Annotated in this window: 19 protein-coding genes; 6 read left to right on the plus strand and 13 right to left on the minus strand. The window is 62.0% G+C overall.

Features of this window, described 5'->3' with window-relative positions; translation table 11 throughout:
* Window positions 1-2 precede the first annotated feature (2 nt).
* Window positions 3-413 (plus strand): response regulator, encoded by a 411-nt coding sequence (locus AABA48_RS10445; RefSeq protein ID WP_286350403.1) that lies wholly within the window; start codon window positions 3-5, stop codon window positions 411-413.
* A gap of 63 nt (window positions 414-476) precedes the next feature.
* Window positions 477-884, plus strand: a complete 408-nt coding sequence (gene rnk / locus AABA48_RS10450; protein WP_286350404.1) for a nucleoside diphosphate kinase regulator — start codon at window positions 477-479, stop codon at window positions 882-884.
* A gap of 411 nt (window positions 885-1,295) precedes the next feature.
* Here the strand turns inward: rnk and AABA48_RS10455 are convergent, their stop codons facing one another.
* The 11 genes from AABA48_RS10455 to AABA48_RS10505 all read right to left on the minus strand — a co-directional run bounded on the left by AABA48_RS10455 (window position 1,296) and on the right by AABA48_RS10505 (window position 11,303).
* The gene (locus AABA48_RS10455; RefSeq protein WP_338270195.1) at window positions 1,296-1,421 is read right to left on the minus strand and encodes a hypothetical protein; all 126 of its coding nucleotides are present in this window, start codon (window positions 1,419-1,421) and stop codon (window positions 1,296-1,298) included.
* 189 nt (window positions 1,422-1,610) lie between these two features.
* Window positions 1,611-2,204 carry a hypothetical protein gene (locus tag AABA48_RS10460; protein ID WP_286350407.1) on the minus strand — a complete coding sequence of 198 codons (594 nt, stop codon included), beginning with the start codon at window positions 2,202-2,204 and terminating at the stop codon, window positions 1,611-1,613.
* A 51-nt stretch (window positions 2,205-2,255) separates the two neighbouring features.
* Window positions 2,256-2,597, minus strand: coding sequence for a P-II family nitrogen regulator (locus AABA48_RS10465; protein WP_286350408.1), 342 nt, complete (start codon window positions 2,595-2,597; stop codon window positions 2,256-2,258).
* Between the two features lie 51 nt (window positions 2,598-2,648).
* Window positions 2,649-5,753 carry an efflux RND transporter permease subunit gene (locus tag AABA48_RS10470; protein ID WP_286350409.1) on the minus strand — a complete coding sequence of 1,035 codons (3,105 nt, stop codon included), beginning with the start codon at window positions 5,751-5,753 and terminating at the stop codon, window positions 2,649-2,651.
* 33 nt (window positions 5,754-5,786) lie between these two features.
* Window positions 5,787-7,055: an efflux RND transporter periplasmic adaptor subunit gene (locus tag AABA48_RS10475; RefSeq protein WP_286350410.1), complete on the minus strand. Its 1,269-nt coding sequence runs from the start codon at window positions 7,053-7,055 to the stop codon at window positions 5,787-5,789.
* Window positions 7,052-8,359, minus strand: a complete 1,308-nt coding sequence (locus AABA48_RS10480) for a TolC family protein (protein WP_286350411.1) — start codon at window positions 8,357-8,359, stop codon at window positions 7,052-7,054. The genes AABA48_RS10475 and AABA48_RS10480 overlap by 4 nt, the downstream gene beginning before the upstream one ends.
* Window positions 8,360-8,485: 126 nt before the next feature.
* A complete protein-coding gene (locus AABA48_RS10485; RefSeq protein ID WP_235044967.1) occupies window positions 8,486-8,842 on the minus strand; it encodes a hypothetical protein in 357 nt (118 codons plus the stop codon).
* A 365-nt stretch (window positions 8,843-9,207) separates the two neighbouring features.
* Complete coding sequence (locus tag AABA48_RS10490) at window positions 9,208-9,402, minus strand: GSU3473 family protein (RefSeq protein WP_338270200.1); 195 nt, start codon at window positions 9,400-9,402, stop codon at window positions 9,208-9,210.
* A 145-nt stretch (window positions 9,403-9,547) separates the two neighbouring features.
* Window positions 9,548-10,456, minus strand: coding sequence for a pirin family protein (locus tag AABA48_RS10495; protein ID WP_286350412.1), 909 nt, complete (start codon window positions 10,454-10,456; stop codon window positions 9,548-9,550).
* Between the two features lie 112 nt (window positions 10,457-10,568).
* A complete protein-coding gene (locus AABA48_RS10500; RefSeq protein ID WP_286350413.1) occupies window positions 10,569-10,991 on the minus strand; it encodes an SseB family protein in 423 nt (140 codons plus the stop codon).
* A 33-nt stretch (window positions 10,992-11,024) separates the two neighbouring features.
* On the minus strand, window positions 11,025-11,303 hold the full coding sequence (locus tag AABA48_RS10505; protein ID WP_066357818.1) for a peptidylprolyl isomerase: 279 nt from the start codon (window positions 11,301-11,303) through the stop codon (window positions 11,025-11,027).
* A gap of 314 nt (window positions 11,304-11,617) precedes the next feature.
* Here AABA48_RS10505 and AABA48_RS10510 point away from each other — a divergent pair, with 314 nt between their 5' ends.
* Together AABA48_RS10510 and AABA48_RS10515 are read left to right on the plus strand one after the other, a co-directional pair.
* Window positions 11,618-13,807 (plus strand): sensor histidine kinase, encoded by a 2,190-nt coding sequence (locus AABA48_RS10510; protein WP_286350414.1) that lies wholly within the window; start codon window positions 11,618-11,620, stop codon window positions 13,805-13,807.
* Window positions 13,808-14,027: 220 nt separating this feature from the next.
* On the plus strand, window positions 14,028-14,636 hold the full coding sequence (locus AABA48_RS10515) for a hypothetical protein (protein ID WP_338270203.1): 609 nt from the start codon (window positions 14,028-14,030) through the stop codon (window positions 14,634-14,636).
* Window positions 14,637-14,660: 24 nt separating this feature from the next.
* Here the strand turns inward: AABA48_RS10515 and sppA are convergent, their stop codons facing one another.
* Together sppA and AABA48_RS10525 are read right to left on the minus strand one after the other, a co-directional pair.
* On the minus strand, window positions 14,661-15,626 hold the full coding sequence (sppA, locus tag AABA48_RS10520; protein WP_286350416.1) for a signal peptide peptidase SppA: 966 nt from the start codon (window positions 15,624-15,626) through the stop codon (window positions 14,661-14,663).
* 44 nt (window positions 15,627-15,670) lie between these two features.
* Complete coding sequence (locus AABA48_RS10525) at window positions 15,671-16,459, minus strand: SagB/ThcOx family dehydrogenase (RefSeq protein WP_286350417.1); 789 nt, start codon at window positions 16,457-16,459, stop codon at window positions 15,671-15,673.
* A 57-nt stretch (window positions 16,460-16,516) separates the two neighbouring features.
* Here AABA48_RS10525 and AABA48_RS10530 point away from each other — a divergent pair, with 57 nt between their 5' ends.
* On the plus strand, window positions 16,517-16,879 hold the full coding sequence (locus AABA48_RS10530; RefSeq protein WP_286350418.1) for a dockerin type I repeat-containing protein: 363 nt from the start codon (window positions 16,517-16,519) through the stop codon (window positions 16,877-16,879).
* Between the two features lie 108 nt (window positions 16,880-16,987).
* Complete coding sequence (locus AABA48_RS10535) at window positions 16,988-18,613, plus strand: NADP-dependent glyceraldehyde-3-phosphate dehydrogenase (RefSeq protein WP_286350419.1); 1,626 nt, start codon at window positions 16,988-16,990, stop codon at window positions 18,611-18,613.
* Window positions 18,614-18,619 lie beyond the last annotated feature (6 nt).

The following is an 18,619-nucleotide window of genomic DNA, read 5'->3' on the forward strand; positions in this document are numbered from 1 at the left end:
CAATGGATGCTTCAAACATATTGTTTGCCGTGGAGAACGACTGTGACCTGACTCTCCTGGAAGAGCTTTTCGACAGAAACAACACAACAGTCCATCGTGTCGGCAGCGGAGAAGAGGCTCTCGCCACCCTGCACGCGATGCCCTTTGAAATCATGCTCACCGACATGGTGATGCCGGACATGGATGCCATCACGCTGGCCCGCCGAGCCCGCAGGGTCAGTCCCGGACTCACCGTTTTCATGTACACCGACTTGCCGACACGCGCCCTGCGGCACGAGATCAGCGAAGCGGGCATTGAACGGATCTTCGACAAGCCCTTATCCCCAAACCTGGTGGGATATCTGTTGCGGGAAGCCCGCAGGGCATCGGACAGGAGGAATGACATGAACAGTACGTCCGCGAAAGGAATGTAGGGCTTTTTCACGCTCACACGGTTTGAATACCAGAACATACACGTCATCATGAGGAGGAAAGATATGGAAACACGAGCTATCTACGTAACAGAAGACGATCTCTCAAGACTTGAAGAGATTCTCGACACAATACCGTTTCGCGACCGCAAGGATCTCCAGAAACTGGAAGACGAACTGGCATCGGCAATGATCGTCGATCCCAAGGATGTTCCGCCGAATGTCGTAACCATGAACTCGCGGGTTAAGCTGCGCGATGTCCGTGCCGACAAGGAAATGACCATATCGTTGGTCTTTCCCAACGACGCAAACATTTCGGAAGGGAAAATCTCCATCCTGTCACCCATCGGAACCGCGATTCTCGGCTTTGGCGCCGGCGATACCCTGGACCTTTCCGTCCGTTCGTTTGCCAAAAAAATCAGGATCGAGGAAATTCTCTATCAGCCCGGCGCGACTGGGAGCCATGATTTGTAACGCATCGGCGGGAGATCAGTGCTCATCGGACAAATAACTATCGAAAAGGAGATGATGCACCATGAAATGCCCCATCTGCAACGATCGCACGACAATCGAAATCGTCATGCACTCCGACGGATATGCCGATAACCTGCTTGAATGCACCCGCTGCGGTACCATTTGGATCGCTAACGCGGAAGGAGTCATTCTGCTTAACAACAACGTTGTTTCCTGGTGACAAGGACTGTTGCAAAAGGAGGGCCCGATTGACGAGGCATGCGCCCACTGCCGTGCAGAAACGCAGCCACCAGTGACCCGCTGACAATAAAGCCCATGGACTCATCGCCCATGGGCTTTTGTATTGCAGTTCCCGCCGCAGTCCGGCGAAAGGTGGATGATACCGGCAGAAGGCAGTTGCCTCCCGGATGGCTAACGCTTACCCCCCAGCATCAGGACGTGCAGCATGCCCTTTGCCTCGTCACGCTTCCGTTCCAGCCGGTCCAGTTCCGCCCTGGTATAGGCGCCCTCCCCCTTGGCGATCTCTATTTCGAGCATGGTGATGCTTGTCTGGATGGGAACGGTGGCGTCATTGCCTGCACCCGACCTCTCGACGTGGTGTTCTCCGGTTATTTCCGCCGCCGCGACAATCGGGCGGGAGGAGTTAAAAAACGGCGCACTCCCGAAGGAAGAGTGCAAAGGAGTGCGCCCATTGCATACTGATGTATCTGTCGGGCCCTGGCGCCCTTACTTCTCCTTGCCGTTGAACACAACCCTCAGCGACCGGATTCCCTCCTTGAAATCGGTCGAGTTGTAATTCCAGGGCCGGCTCCGCACGGGCATTTTCCCGTACACCGGCTCCAGCACCAGGGTGTTGCGGCTGCCCTCGGCGAAAGTGATCTCTTTTTCAACGGCGATGGCGTCGGCAGGAATGGCCATCACGGTGCGGTGGGTGCCGGCCTTGACGTGCAGGGTCCGGGTGAACTGATACCTCATCCCGTCTCCGGCTTCCGGGTCACGCGTCCCGACCGGCTCCTTGCGTTCGGGACGGGGATCGCCCGACAGCTCCAGGGCCTGGCCGCCGATATTCAGCAACAGCGTGTAGCCCGGGGTACCGTGGGCGTCGGCGGCGGAATACACCCCCGGCTTGTGTGTCTTCAGCAACGAGACGATCCGGAGCTCAGCATAGCCCGGAGGCAGGGGACGTCCCTCTGCCTGCGTGACGAATACGTCCTGGCGCTCGGCCATGGCTGCGGTCCGGATGAGATCCGCGGACCTCGCACAGCCGCTGAGCAGGGCAAGGGTGAAAACGGTCAGCACTATCCTGGTGATCCTGTTCATGATTTTCCTTTCATCGTTCGCATCGCAGTAATCCGTTGCCCGCCGAAGCGGTCAGATGGCATCTCTGCCCCGTTCGTTGGTTCTGATCTTGATGATGTCGTCAACCGTGGAAACGAAGATCTTTCCGTCTCCGGCAGTGCCGGTATGAGCATGTTTCCGGATCACGGAGACGACTTCTTCGACCATATCCTCATCAACCACAACCTCCAGTTGGATGCGGGGAACGAGCTCAACCATTTCATACACGATCTTGTCTTGTGCGTTTTTGGCCCTGCTTTTGCCGAAGCCTTTGATTTCCGATACGGTCACTCCGGGTAGCCCGTCAATGGCGTGAAGCTCCTCGGTTACCTCCAGCAATTTGGCCGGCCGGATAATCGCTTTTATCTCTTTCATGGCATGCTCCTCGGCAACATGTGTTGCGGGATGTTTGTGCTGCAGCTGGCGCTACATCTCCTCTTCCACGCTTCTCTTCTCAAACCAGCTGTACACCGACGGGATGACCAGCAGCGTCAGCAGGGTGGACGTTACCAGGCCACCGACCACAACCGTTGCCAGCGGCTTCTGGATTTCGGACCCGGTGCCGCTGGCCAGAAGCATGGGAATCAGGCTGAATATGGCGATGGATGCGGTCATCAGCACCGGCCGCAAGCGGTCGGCGGTCCCCCGCCGGATGGCCTCCTGCAGCTCAAGGCCCTCATCCCGCAATTGGGATATCCGCGACACCAGCACCAGGCCGTTCAGCACCGCAACGCCGAAGAGCACCACGAAGCCGACGGATGCCGGCACCGACAGGTACTGGCCCGAGATGAAGAGCGAGAACACGCCGCCGATCAGGGCGAACGGGAGGTTGGAGATGACCAGGAGCGCCAGGCGGATGGACCGGAAGGTCACGTAGAGCAACAACAGGATCAGGCCGATGGCCACCGGCCCGATGATCATCAGCTTTTTCATGGCCCGCTGCTGGTTCTCGAACTGTCCGCCCCAGGTAAGGTAGTAACCGGGGGGAAGCTTGACCTGCTCTTTGATCTTCTGTTTCGCCTCGGCCACGAAACCGCCGATATCCCGGCCGGTGATGTTCATTTCGATGCCGATGCGGCGCACCCCGTCCTGGCGGCTGATCTGCACCGGGCCCTCGATCATCTTCACCTCGGCCAGTTGTTCGAGGGGCACGTTGATGCCGGTTTTCGTGGTGATGATCAGGTTCTTGATCGCGTCCAGGGAGTTCCGCTTTTCCTCAGGCAGGCGCACGGTTATGTCGAAGCTGCGGTTCTCTTCGTAGAGCTGCGACGCCGCCTTGCCGGCAACCGCGATCTCGATCACCTTTTGCACATCGCTGATGTTCAGGCCGTACCGGGCGATCCTGGACCGGTCGATGTCGACGGTGAGATACGGCTGGCCGGAGATCTTCTCCGCATTCAGGTCGGTCCCTCCCCTGATGGTGGAGAGCACCTTGGCGATTTCCTGGGATTTAGCGCTGAGCACGTCGATATCGTCGCCGAAGAGCTTCAGGATCAACTGAGCCCGGGTGCCGGCCACCAGCTCGTCGATGCGGCACTGGATCGGCTGGCTGAAGCCGAAGGTGATGCCGGCTACCGATTCCAGGGACTCGCGCATCTCGTTGGTCAGCTCCTCCTTCGAGATGTCCCGCGGCCATTCGTCCTTCGGCTTGAAGATCCCCACGTAGCCGGTCTTGTCCGAGCCCCTGGTGTCCAGGGCCACCCCGGTCTGGCCGGTCCGCGACACCACCGTGCCCAACTCGGGGAACTGCTTCAGCTTCTCTGCGACGCGCTGGTTGACCTCCATGGCCTTGTCCAGGGAAACGCCGGGGAGCATGGAAACGTCCATGTCGAACGCGCCTTCGTCCATGGTCGGAATGAACTCGGTGCCCAGCCGGGAGACCAGAAGCACCGACGCCACCAGGAGGACGCCGGCAACGCCCAGCACCACGCGCTTTTTGGCCATGGCGTAGTCGAGCAACGGCAGGTAGAGCCGGTGGGCGTGCCGCATGATGAAGCTCTCCTGTTCCGGCTGCGGTTTCAGGAACAGGCTGCAGAGCACCGGGATGATGAAAATGGAGAGGAACAGGGAGGACAGCAGCGCAATTGCCACGGTGATGGCCAAGGGCCCGAACATCTTACCTTCGATTCCCTCCAGGGACAGGATCGGGATAAAGGTGAGCGCAATGATCAGTTCGCCGAAGATGCTCGGCTTGCGGACCTCCATGACGGCCTTCAGCACCGTCAGCAGCTTGGGATGGTGCTCCCCTTCCTCGCTCAGGTGGCGCTGGACGTTCTCCACCTGAATGATCGTGGTGTCGATGATCATTCCGATGGAGATGGCCAGGCCGCCCAGCGACATGAGGTTGGCGCTGATCCCCGTGAGCCTCATCACGATAAAGGTGGCCAGCAGGGAGAGCGGCAGCGCGATCAGAACCACGATGCTCCCCCGGACGCTGTTAAGCAGCAGGTACAGGACGATCAGAACGAGGATCGATCCCTCGATGAGCGCCCTGTTCACCGTCCCCACGCTTGCCTTGACGATGTCGCTGCGGTCGTAGAAGGGGACGATTTTGATCCCTTCCGGCAGCACGTTGTTTTCGTTGATCTCCTTCACTTTATCCGCGACCCGGCGCACCACGTCGCGGCTGTTTTCCCCCCGCAGCATCATGACGATGCCGCCGACGCACTCGTCCTTGCCGTCCTTCATGGCCGCGCCCATGCGGACCGCCTCGCCCACCTTGACTTCGGCCACGTCGCGGATATAGGTGGGAGTGCCACCGGAGGACTTCAGGACGATAGTTCCAATATCGTTCGTATCCTTGATCAGGCCGACACCGCGGACGATGTACTGGTCCGTCCCCCGCTCCAGCAGGTTGCCGCCGACGTTTTCGTTGTTGCTGCCGATGGCGGTATAGACATCATCCACGGTAACGCCGTACTTCAGAAGTTTTTCAGGCGATACGAGAACTTGGTACTGCTTGAAGTAGCCGCCGAAAGAGTTGATCTCGTTGACGCCGGCAACACTTTTGAGCTGCGGGGTGACGATCCACTCCTGGATGGTCCGCAGGTTGGTCAGGTACTCGATCTTCTGCCGAGGGTCCCGGGGCATCTCCCCTTCCAGGGTGTACTGATAGATCTCTCCCATGGCCGTGCCGATGGGCCCCATGGCGACTTCGACCCCCTTCGGCACCTTCTCCCGGGCCTCGGCCAGGCGCTCGAACACCAGTTGCCGGGCAAAGTAGATGTCCACGTTATCCTTGAAGACAATGGTAACGATCGACAGGCCGAACTTGGTGACCGAGCGCATCTGCTCGATGTCGGGCAGGCCGCGCATGGCCATCTCGATCGGGTAGGTGACGTTCCGCTCGATCTCGATCGCCGACAGGCCGTCGGCATGGCTGACGACCTCAACCTGGATGTTGGTCACGTCCGGGAAGGCGTCGATGGGCAGTTTCGCGTAGGAATACACTCCAATGACGATAATCAGCAACGCCAGGAAGATGACCATCCCCTTCTGGCGCAACGTATAGGCAATCAGTTTCTCCAGCATCGGAACCTCGCTTTACGTAATGGTCGGTGGTGGTCATTCGCCGTGGCCGTGCTCGTCCGTCATCTCGCCCTTTTTCAGCTCCGACTTCAGAATGAACGAACCCTTGACGGCATAGCGTTCCCCCTCCTTCAGGCCGGAAACGATCTCCACCAGGCCACCGGCCGCCCGGCCGGTCTGCACCGGACGGGCCGCGAATTCGGATTCCTTCTCCGCCACGAAAACCACTTTCTTCCCGTCCAGATCCTGCAGGGCATCCTCGGGGACCGCCAGGACCGGCGGCGCGTCGGCCGCCAGCGTCAGCTCCACCGTGGCGAACATCTCCGGCTTCAGCTTCCGCGCCGGGTTGAGCACCTCGACCCGGGCCTTGACGGTGCGGCTGCCGACGTCGACGAGATCGGCAATGTAGGTGATGCGCCCTTTCAGCTTCACGTCCGGAAACGCGCCGAGGGTGACGATGGCGGATTGCCCCCGGTGGACCTTGGCCAGATCCTTTTCGTTGATGTCCACCATCACCCAGACCGACGAGAGGTCGGCCACGGTAAAGAGGCTCTTGGAGGGATCGGCCAGCTCGCCGACGATGGCATGTTTTTCAGTGATGACGCCGCCGATGGGAGAGCGGACCGGCAGAAGCGGCTTCCTGTGGCCGGCGCTTGTGAGGTCCGACGCCGAAACGCCGTACAGGGCGAGGCGCTCCTCGTCGGTATGCAGTTCGGTCTGGGCCATTTTGTAGTCGGTCTCCGCCTGGAGGATGTCCTTGCGGGCCGCGATCTTCTTCTCCACCAGTGCCTTGATCCGGTCCATGCTGGACTGGGCCAGGGCCAGCCGCGTCTTCGACTGGTGGTAACGGTTCAGGGCTTCGCCCAGCTCGACGCTGTCCAGGGTCACAAGGGGCTGGCCGGCGGCGACGCTGTCGCCGAGGGAGGCCCGGACGCTGACGATCTTGCCGGAAATGCGAGGCGAGACATGGGCGGTGCGGTCGGCATTGGCCTCCACTTTGCCGGTGGCACTGATTACGCCGGCAAGCCGCTGTGCTGCGGCGGCGACCACGATCACGCCATTCTGCTTCTGCGCCTCGACAGTCATGGAGACGGCGCCTTCTTCCCCGTGCCCCCCATGACCTTCCTTCTCTCCCGCGTGCTCCTTCCCTTCATCGTGACCACCCTTGCCTTCGGCGTGGCCGGATTCCTTCGATTCGGCATGTTCGCCGGCTCCCTCGGGTACATGGGCAGAGCGATACGCAATGCCGCCGCCGATGGCCATGGCCAGGACAAGGCCGATGATGATTCCATGTTTTCTGTTCACTGCGCACCTCCGCTGGTTCTGTTCTGGAAATCGGTCCCGACAGAGGCTTCGAGCCGGGCCAGGGCCGCCTGCCGATCGGCGAGGGCGACAAGGTAATCGTCGTTGACTTCGATATACTTTTTCTGCTCTTCAATGACCGCGAGGATTCCGACTTCGCCCAGCCGGTACGCCTCCTGGACGAGCTTCAGGTTGTCCTCAAGCTGGGGAAGAATGCCGTCGGCGTAGAGCATGAGGGTCTTCTCGGCCGCCGCAAGCCGCGCGTAATCGCCCTCGATCTCCCGGGGCACGCTCGAACGGGCGAACTCCAGCCGGTTGTCGGCCCCCTGCCTGACGGCCCGGGCTTCGCGGATGCCGGCCTGATTGCGGTCGAAAAGGGGGAGCGGAATAGACAGGGTCACCCCCAGCAGGTTATCGCGGGTCTTTTCATCGCCGGAGCCGGTGGCGTCCGTGCTCCGCTCGTGGGTGAAGCCGAGGCCGAGCGTCACGTTCGGGATGCGCTCCGCCTCGGCCAGCTCAACGGCGGCTTCCCCCTGTGCGCTGGTGGCCTGGAATACCTTCAGGTCGGGCCGGTTCTCCAGGGCCAGACGAATGAGTTCGTCAAGGGGAATCGACAGGGGCCGCTGCTCGGGAATGCCGTCGAAACCGATCTCCTCCCCCGTCGGAACCCCCAGCAGAGTCCTCAGCCTGGCCAGCAGCGGAGCGAACTCACGTTCCGCCTCGATTTTGCGCCCTTCGCTCCGGGCCACCTCCACCCGGGCAAGGCTAACCTCCAGTTCCGGAATATCGCCCGCTGCCAGACGCTCCCGCGTTATCTCCAGCAGCTTTCCGTTCAGCTCCACTGCACGCCCGGCGAGTTCCCGCCGTTTCTGAGCCAGAATCAGTTCGGAGAAAGAACTCTTTACCTCCAGGGAGAGCTGCCGCTCACGGTCGGCGAGCTGGAAATGAACCGCCTCAGCCTCGCGTTCGGCAACGGCCCGGCGCTTGACCCGCTTGCCGCCGGTCAGGAACTCCTGAGAAATGCCGATGGAAAGGGCGGTTTCGTCAGGACTGCCGGTCATGACGCCGGAGTCGGCCGACAACTCCAGGGTAGGATTGGGCAGAAGCACGGCGCGCTCCAGCCCTGCCCGCGCCACGTCCTTTTCGTTGCGCAGAGCCTTCAGCTCGCCGTTGTGTGCCAAGGCATACTCAACCGCCTGCGGCAGGGTTAGTGTGCGAACCTCGCCTGAAGCCCCCAGTGGGGCGAGAATTACAGCAGTCAGGAACAGATGGACTGCTCCAGACACGAAACGAGATGCTCGTACCAAGACAGTACCTCCTTGCAGGTATTCAATGTCCGATTGGTTGGGGAAAACGAATGAGTGCTGAAGAATGGGAATCCGGGCGCTGGACGCACCAATCCCTAACGGCCTGGCGGCCGCTACTTCAGCAGGTTAGGCGAGTATCTGGGGTGGAACGAAAATGGAGAGATACACGTCGGGTGGTGCGTTGCGATGTTCGAGGAAAGAGATGCTGGCAATCAGGGGAGCATAGGAAACCAGGGCTCCATGGCTGCTCAGGGGGGCGCTGCAGGGGCAGGAAAAACAGGTACTGCAATGATCCGAAGCGGAATCGTTGTCAGTGGGGCAACAGGGAGTCTCCTCCCCGCAGCAGGACTTGAGCACGGTCTCTCCGGCTTTCCCGTAGGATGGCTGGAGGGAATTGCCCGCGTCCAGGGCAAAGCAACGACCATTGCCGGCAATGGCGACCAGAGCCACAAGGAGCATGACGGCTATCATTTTTTTGAGCACGCTGGATCGCATACGCACTGGCCACGCTTTCATGAGTTGAGTCATCATAGTCGTGCGTTGTTGAGCATGTCAATAGACAATTTTTAGACCATCAATCGCAATTTTATCGCAACGAACCAAAGATCAGCAAAATCAAACAACTTTAAATCGATAGGGTATAACGGAGTACCGCTGCCGTGCCGGTGGCGTCGCCCCCTCCCCTGGAACCGATACCCCCAAGGGCCGGCAGGCGGGTCAACGGGAGACGGACATGACCCCTGAACGGTACGGCAGAGAGGATCACGGACAAAAGAAGACGCAGGCCCGCCAATGAGAGGCAGGAAGGAGACGTGCGGGGGAAGGAACGGTCGCCCGGGGCTGGACGGTCAGGCGGCTAGTCGTCGCTCAGTCCCGACGTATGGAGCCCTGTTGCCTCTGCGGCGGACGGGGTCTTCACCGATGACGACCCAGCCGCTGGAGCGGAGGAACCGGGAAATCTGAACGGAATCGATCAGATCGTCGAGACGCGTGTGTTTCACGTAGTCATAACGGCCGTCAGGATACTGGACACGGATCAGCATGATTGATCACCCCCCAGAAAAAAATAAATAAACATTACATACCGGCTCAGTCTCTATATAGAACTAAAACCATTACACGTCAAGGGGATACACGTTACAGTCGCATAAAAATTTCAGGACACCTCCGTTCCCGGCCCTGCTGCGGCTACCGGTGTTTGATGAATGTCCCCTTTTCATACTCCTCAAAGGCGGTCCGCAGCTCTTCGTTGGTATTCATGACAATGGGGCCGTACCAGGCCACCGGCTCATTGAGGGGTTTGCCTGAAATGAAGAGAAAGCGGACCGGCCGGTCGCCGGCAGTCACCGCCACCGCAGCACCGTCGCGCCCGTAGAGGATGACCGTTTCGGGGCCGCAGACGCAGCGCCGCGTCACATCCATCCAGCCCGAGCCCGTCATTTCAAAGGCAAAGGGATCGCGGCGGTCGTCGAAATACCCCTCCCCATCGAGAACATAGGTCACGGCCGTATGCCCCTCCTTGACCGGATGGGTGAACACCTCACCGGCCGGGACGCTGACGTCGAGCATTTCCGGGTCGATGACGATGTCGCGCACCGGTCCCTGAACGTCGTTGACTGTGCCGCTGACGATCTTGATCCGGATGCCCCGGTCCAGAACGACTTCCGGGATGTCGGCGGCCTTCACGTCGCGATAGCGGGGGTCCATCATCTTGCGGTCCGCCGGCAGGTTCGCCCAGAACTGGAATCCCCACATCATGCCGGTAGGGCTCGGCTGGGGCATCTCCTGGTGGATGATGCCGCTGCCGGCGGTCATCCACTGCACGTCCCCCGCGCCGATGACCCCTTTGTTCCCCATGCTGTCGCCGTGCTCAACCAGTCCTTCGAGCACATAGGTAATGGTTTCGATGCCCCGGTGCGGATGCCAGGGGAAGCCCGGCAGGTACTCGGCAGGGTTGGCGGTGTGGAAGTCGTCCAGCATGAGGAAAGGGTCGAACAGCGGCACCTGCGAATAGCCGAAGGCGCGCTTGAGGTGGACGCCGGCCCCCTCCACGGTGGGCCGGCTTTTGAAAACGCGTGAGATGCGGCGTGCGGTCATGGCAGACTCCTTTCCGGATGGCCCGCGAGAACGGGCATCCTCCAGACGCGGAATACCGGGTTTTCCGACAGCATCACGGCAACGGCCCCGCCGGGAGGCGGGGAGGAACTGCTCACCCTTGCTGCTTCGCGGCCGCCGCGTTGCAGCGTTCGACCACATCCCTCAGCCATGCGATCTCGTCGGGGAGAAACTGCTTGGAGTACTCGGTGCCGGCGTTCAGCGCCCAGTGCAGCGGCGGCATGGTGGTGGCGGCCAGCACGTACCCCGGCACTTCCACGTAGCGGGCATCGGCCTGCGTCCATTCCTGCAGGCGCTCCTTCGTGTCGAACAGCATCAGGTAGTCATTGCCCTCCGCTTCGATGACGAGCGGCAGCACCTCACCCTTCTGAGCGGCGTTGTCATCCACTTCCGCGGCTTCGTCCAGAATCGGGACATAGAAGGTGGCGTTGAGGAACAGGTCGTAAAAGGCCGACTGGCTCTTGGCATCGGTCATGTCCTGGCGCAGGACGGTCAAGGCTTTGTCGAGTTCGGTCATGGGTGTGTCTGTCCTTTCAGGGCACCGTTTCGGTTACCAGCGCTTGGTGATTTCGATGAGATGGTACCCGAACTGGGTCCGGACCGGACCGAGCACCTTGTTGATCTCGCCGGAGAAGACGATATCGTCGAATTCCTTTACCATCTGTCCCTGGGTAAAGGTCCCGAGATCGCCTCCCTGGGCGCGTGAGGGGCAGAGGGAATGCCGGCGGGCGACATCGGCGAATTCGGCGCCGGCCTCGATCTCGGCCTTGAGCTGCAGGCACTCGGCTTCCGAAGCGACGAGGATGTGACGGGCAGTTGCTGTGGGCATGAACGGTTCTCCTTGCTAAGTGGCGGATAGGAAAATCTCTGGGGAACAGGGTATCGGGAAAGGGAGGCCTCGGCAACCGGAAAGCTCTCTCCGCTCCGATCTACTGGATGCAAACCCTCTGCAACCGGACGAACGGGCCAGGCAAAATTATTAATTCTTGTGAAGATATGGCGCTTAACTATAATGGTACACACAATGCGGCAACAAGCCGACATGAATTTTGAGCCGGATCTTCGGGAATCCAGCCGGCAGGGCACAGACGGGATACGACGAAGGCCCTGCACCGGTGCGGTCCCACCGAAAATGACACCGCCATGAAACTCAGGACTAAACTCATTATTCTGGTGTCGATTCTCGTGATCATCCTGATGGTGGTGACCTCGCGGATCACGCTGGGCTACCTGGAGCGGCACCTCCATGACTCCATCGCCGCCCAGCAGACCGCCACCGTCGTCCACGTGGCCACGGACATCGACAGCACCCTCCGCTCCATGCTGGAGCTGCTGACGGCAAGCGCACGGGTCGTCCCGCCCGCAGCTCTGGCCGACCCCTCGGGCGCCAAGGCGTTTCTGGAAAGCCGGACCGGCCTGCGCACGCTGTTCAACAATCACCTCTTCGTCGTTGATGCCGCCGGCAACCTCCTGGCGGAAGTGACCAACCAGGAAGTCCGACGGGTGGAAAACTTCTCCGGTCACGCCTTCTTCAACAAAGCCAGGGCAACCCGCAAGCCGCTCATCTCCGAGCTGACCACCTGCTGCACCGGCACCGCCAACTTGAGGGAAATCGTCTTTATCAGCCCGATCCTCGGAAAAAACGGATCATTCAAGGGAGCCCTGCTGGGGGGAATAGACCTGAGCGAGGAGAACTCCCTGAGCCGGTTCGGCCGGATCACCGTGGGCAACAAGGGGTTCACCCGCATCATCGACCGCAACCATATGGTGCTGATCCATGCGGAACGGGAGCACACCCTGATCAAGGCGGTTCCCGAAGTTGCGCGCCTGGTCGACGCCGCCCGGGAGGGCTACGTGGGCACCCGCGAAACAAAGGGGCGATACGGCGACATCCTTCTGACATCGGTAACGAAGCTCGGCAGCAAGGATTGGGTCGTGGCGGCGAGCTATCCGCTCGCAGTGGCCTACGAGCCCGTGAAGGTGGTACGCCGGCTGTTCATCATCAGCACCGTGGTCGCCATCCTCGGCGTTCTGGTAGTGGTCTCGCTCTCCATGCAGTACCTGACCCGCCCCATTCTGGCGCTGGAGCGGCACATCAACGAACTGAGCGGCAAAAAAGGCAAGGAACGACTGGTGCCGGTATCGAACGAGGACGAGTTGAGCCGGCTCACCGAAACCTTCAACACTATGCTTGCGGAGATCGACCGGCAAACCGAGAGTCTCAGGGAGAGCGAGGACCGTTTCCGGGGGGCTTTCGAGCAGGCGGCGGTGGGCATGGCCATCATCGACCGCGAGGGGCTGCTGATCAGGACAAACCGGCGCTTCTGCGACATCGCCGGGCGCCATGACGACGATCTGGCCGGGCTCGATTGCCTTGCCCTGGTGCACCCGGAGGACCGCAGCGCCGCCCGGGAGATCATGCCGACCATCGCCGCCACTGAGGGGGAGCCGTTGACGCGTGAGCTCCGGTTCACCCATGGCACGGGCCGGACCGTCTGGGCAAATACCGCGTTTTCGCCGGTCCGGGGGAGGAGTGGCCCCGACGATTCCTTCATAATGGTGGTGGAGGATGTCACCGAGCGCAAGCGTGCCGAAGAGGAAATCCTGCGGTTGAACTCCGACCTGGAACAGCGGGTGGCGGATCGTACCGCCGCACTGGAGAACGCCAACCGGGAGCTGGAGGCATTCAGCTACACTGTCTCCCACGACCTGAAGGCCCCGGCCCGCCATATCTCCGGGATCGTCGACATGGTGCTGGAAGATTGGGGTGGCTGCATGGAGCCTGCGCACCGCGAGTTGATGGAACGCGTTGCCGCGGCAGCCGGCAGGATGCAGTCCATGATCGACGGGTTGCTGGAACTGAGCCGCGTTGGCAGCGACGAACTGCGGCGCCAGGAGGTTCGCCCGGCCGATCTGGCCCGGGAGGTCTGCATCGAGCTGGCCGCGGCAGAGCCGGCGCGGCAGGTGGACTGGAGCGTAAAGGATGTGCCGCCGGCCAATGCCGATCCCGAACTCCTCATGACCGTGCTGGAAAATCTCCTGGGCAACGCCTGGAAGTATACCTCGCGAAACGAACGGGCTGAGGTGGAATTCGGCTGCGAATACTGTTCGGGAAAAAACATGTACTACGTAAAGGACAACGGCGCCGGGTTCGATATACGCGATGCCCAGCGGCTGTTCGCCCCCTTCCAGCGCTTCCATCCGGCGTCCGAGTTCGAAGGAAACGGCATCGGGCTCGCCACGGTCGCCCGGATCATCCATCGCCACGGCGGCACCATCCGCGCCGAGTCGGCTCCCGGCCGGGGAGCCACCTTCTATTTCTCCCTCGACTGACACCCCGTTTCCAGCCGCACGCGCCATTCCGGCCGTCACGCCCCCCGGCTCCGGTCGCCGCCTTACCGGCATGGACCGCGGCAGGGATGCGCCATCCGCTCCCCGTCGTCACGGGCCGGATCCGCACCCGCCCGATTAACCGGTGGACTTATGGCGATAGTACGGCTATGGTCGGCAGGGCCAGGGTGCAGAATCACACGGGGAAAACAGGGAGAGCTTGATGACCCACCAGATCGACGAACTGATCCGCAGGATAAAAGAGCTGCAAGAGGAATTGGAAACGGAGTTCAAGCAGAAGCGGGAGGAATTCCAGTTTGTCATCGAAAAGAAGCGGATCCGCTTCGCCGAAGAGGTGGCCCGGCAGCAGCGTCGCCTGAAAACGGGACTCTTTCGCTACCTGATCGAGGCGCGCCCCCTGAACATCCTCACCGCGCCGATCATCTACGCCGGGTTCATCCCGTTCATGGCGCTGGATCTCTTCCTCTTCATCTACCAGACCATCTGCTTCCCGGTTTACGGCATTCCGAAAGTGAAGCGCGCCGACTACCTGATCTTCGACCGGGAGGATCTCCCCTACCTGAACATCATCGAAAAGTTCAACTGCTTCTACTGCTCCTACGGCAACGGTCTGGCCGCCTACGCGCGGGAGGTTTCAGCCCGCACCGAGCAGTACTGGTGCCCCATCAAACACGCCCGCAGGATCAAGGCGGCCCATGACCGCTATCCCCGCTTTTTCGAGTTCGGCGATGCCGAAAGCTTCAGCAAGGGGCTGGAGCGTCTCCGGCAGGAGCTGGAAAAGGAAGGGGAACAGGGCGAAGAGCGCCGCTGAGCCCGGCCACTGACGGGCTGCCGATCACCAGGGGCGCCAGAGATACATGAACTGGCCGCCGCCAGTCATGTCGAACCCGCCCAGCAGGTCCGTCATGGACGGCTCGGCTGCCGACTCCGCATAGATGCTCCCCTGGTAGCTGCCGGGCCGGTAGTAGGTGACAACCCGGGCGTCGGGATCTCCTATGCGGTCACGCAGAGAGGCGATGACGTCGTCCAGGTAGCCGATCCGGTCGATGAGGCCCGCGGCAAGGGCGTCGGCGGCGGAGAAGATGCGGCCGTCGGCCAGTGTGAGCAGATCCTGGCGCGAAAGCCGGTTCCCCGGCCGGGCCTGGACCACGTCCACGAAGCGCCCGTGGAACTGGTCGATGACCCCCTGAACCAGCCGCTCCTCCTCCGGAGTGGCGCGGCGGAACGGCGACAGGAGGTCCTTTTTCCCGCCCGACTTGATGGTCTTCTCCTCCACGCCCACTTTCCCCAGCAATCCCTCCACGTTGAAGGTCATCAGCAGCACCCCGATGCTCCCGGTCAGAGCCGTGGGATGGGCGGTTATCCCGTCGGCGGCGGTGGCCACGTAGTAGCCGCCCGAGGCACCGATTCCCATGATGCAGGCGGACACCGGAAGATTCCGGCGCTCCTTGAAGGCGAGCAGGTCGTGGCGGATGATGTCGCTGGCCGTCACCGTCCCCCCGGGCGAATTGATCCGCAGGATCAGCCCGGCCACCTTGGGATCACGCTCGGCCTTCAGGAGGACCTCCCGCACCAGGGAGACCGTGGAGGGGGCCCCCCGGCTCAGCAGGCCGCCTCCCTTGGCCTGATCGCCGATGGCGCCGCTGATGTCCACGATCAGGATCTTTTTCGCCCCATCCCCTTCCAGCACCTGTTCGGCCAGGGGCTGGGGCGCACTCATGAGCGGCACGCTGACAAAGGCGCACCCCGTTGCCAGGAACATGCCGAGGCAGCCGAGCAGAAACGCGATGATCATCCTCATGGTACCCTCCCGTATGTCAGCAGCACGTCGGTTGAGAAATTCAATCACACCTTCCCCGCCGGCGCAAGATAGACGGTGAACTCCTCCCGGCCATCCACCCCCAGCAGTTCGTCCGCCAGATCCTGGCGGTAGGCCGCAATGGCGCAGGTGCCGGCGCCGATGGCCTCGCAGGCCAGGTAGAGATTCTGGCAAACGTGGCCGGCATCCAGGGCGATCACCTTGTAGGAGGCCTCGGCATAGCGCCATTCGGTGCGAGCAGGGATCGCCGTCCAGGCAAAGGCGACGGCCGCCTCCCCGGCGAAGCGCTGGCCGTGAGCGGCCGCGGTTACGGTGGCGGCGAGATCGGGGACCTCCCGCTCCAGAACCAGGGCATGATCGAGGGGAAGATAGCGGTAGACGGCCGGCTCAATCCCCGTGACGGAGAGGATCGCCAGGTACGTTTCGAACGGATGGCGGCACCCCGCAGAAGGCACGGTGCGAAGCACCGCCGCCTCGTTGAGCCGTTTCCGTACCCCCTGGGTGGCCCAGAGCAGAAACGCCAGTTCCTCCGGAGACAGGGGAGTCGCCCGGAACCGGCGCCTGCTCTCGCGCCGGGCGATGGCATCCGCCAGATTGCAGGGCGGAATCCCCCAGGCCGCGGGAGGCGGCAACGGAATCACCCGGGCCCCCGGCGCAACGGGCTTCTGGACCGGCGGCGGCTCCTCGCCCCTGGCCTGGGGGGTATTCCACCAGTCCACCTCGTGCCTGATCCGGTCGGTCAGAAAATAACGGCCCGCATCCCTGGTGATGATCGACTGCCCCATGTTCGCCCCCTCGATTTTCGCTGTTGGCACGCGGCCGGTTTTCGTTTATACCTTTGTATAACAGTCACCAATGCAAAAGGAAATGCCATGGAACAGTACAACCGGTACTCCGTCGGAATCGTCGGTGCAGTTTTGGTGGTCTTCCTCGCAGCCGCGGCGCTCATGCCCGGCCGGGCGGCAGCGCTGGAGGATGAGCCCAGCGGCATGGCCCGTTGCATGACCGTCTTCCAGAATAATAGCGGCGACCTGAACGGCGACGGCGCGGTCACCATCCAGGATGCCCTTGCGGCGCTCCGGATAGCCGTCGGCCGCGCCGCCGCCACCAACGAGCAGGCCATGCGGGGCGACGTCTACCCCCGCCTTAACGGAGCACCCTGTCCGGACGGAAAAATCGACATGGGTGACGTCATGGCGATCGTGAAAAAGGCGAACGGCGTGCTGAACTGGTAATGCCGCAGCCCTTCCCGCGTCGGGATGCCGTACCGTATACCTCCTTGCTTCCCTGCTGAAACTGATTAAACTTCTTTCAGCATACCATGCGCCAGGAGGAAACGCCCCATGTCCATCGCGGAACGCATCCCCACCCTCTTCCCTTGCCCGGATGAAATCCCCCCCCAGCAGCGACTGTCCGCTCCGGTCGAACTGCGGGACTACCTGCTGAACGGCGAGCTCCGCCACTGGCAGGGGGCCGTTCAGGATGTATTCTCCCCGGTCTGCGTCCGCACACCCGGCGGTCCCGAGCGCGTCCGGATCGGAAGCTTCCCTCTCATGGGCGAGGCCGACGCCCTTGCCGCCCTTGATGCCGCCACCGCGGCCTACGACTGCGGCAGGGGACGGTGGCCCACCATGGGGGTGGCCGACCGGATCCGGCATGTACAGCACTTCGCGTCCCTCATGAAGGAACAACGGGAAGCGGTGGTCCGGCTGATCATGTGGGAGATCGGCAAGACCCGTGCCGATGCGGAAAAGGAATTCGACCGGACCGTAGTCTACATCACCGACACCATCGACGCCCTCAAGGAGCTGGACCGGGTCTCCTCCCGCTTCGTGATCGAGCAGGGGATCATCGGCCAGATCCGCCGGGGCCCCCTGGGCGTAGCCCTCTGCATGGGCCCTTACAACTATCCCCTCAACGAGACCTTCACCACCCTGATCCCGGCCCTGATCATGGGGAACACGGTGGTCATGAAGCCCCCGCGCCACGGGGTGCTCCTGTTCGCGCCGCTCCTGGCCGCCCTGCGCGAGGCGTTCCCTCCGGGGGTGGTAAACGTCCTGCTCGGCGCCGGACGGGCACTGACCCCCACCCTGATGCGGTCCGGCCGGATCGACGTGCTGGCCTTCATCGGCACGAGCAAAGCGGCTAATACTCTGCTAAAGGATCATCCCCGCCCCAACCGGCTCCGACTGGTCCTGGGGCTCGAAGCGAAAAACCCCGCCATCGTTCTGCCTGACGCCGATCTCAACCTGGCGGTGGAGGAATGCCTGGCCGGCAGCCTCGCCTTCAACGGCCAGCGCTGCACGGCCCTGAAGCTCCTCTTTGTCCACGAATCCGTGGCGCAGCAGTTCATTGCCATCTTCTCCCGGGCCCTGTCGGCCATCGGCACCGGCATGCCCTGGCAACCGGGCGTGATGATCACCCCCCTGCCCGAGGAGGGGAAGACCGCCTACCTGCAGGAACTGCTGGCCGATGCCGTGGCTCGCGGCGCCGCAGTGGTGAACGACGGGGGCGGCACGGTCACCGCCACCTACTTCCACCCGGCCCTGGTCTATCCGGTGGCTCCGGGGATGCGCCTCTACACCGAGGAACAGTTCGGTCCGGTGGTGCCTGTGGTCCCGTTCACCGACGTGGAGGAGCCGATCCGCGCCATCCGCGAATCGGACTACGGCCAGCAGGTGAGCATCTTCGGCCGCAACAGCACCATGCTGGCGCCGCTCATCGACCATCTGGTGAACCAGGTGTCACGGGTCAACATCAACAGCCAGTGCCAGCGGGGTCCTGATGTCTTCCCGTTCACCGGCCGCAAGGACTCGGCCGTAGGGACCCTGTCGGTGTCGGACGCCCTGCGCGCCTTCTCGCTCCGGACCCTGGTGGCGGCACGAAACCACGAAATCAACAAGGAAATCATCACCGACATCGTGCGGGAACGGCGCTCCACCTTCCTCTCAACTGACTTCATCCTGTGAGGCGTC

It is taken from the genome of Geobacter sp. 60473, assembly GCF_036323535.1.
Lineage (GTDB): Bacteria > Desulfobacterota > Desulfuromonadia > Geobacterales > Geobacteraceae > Geobacter > Geobacter sulfurreducens.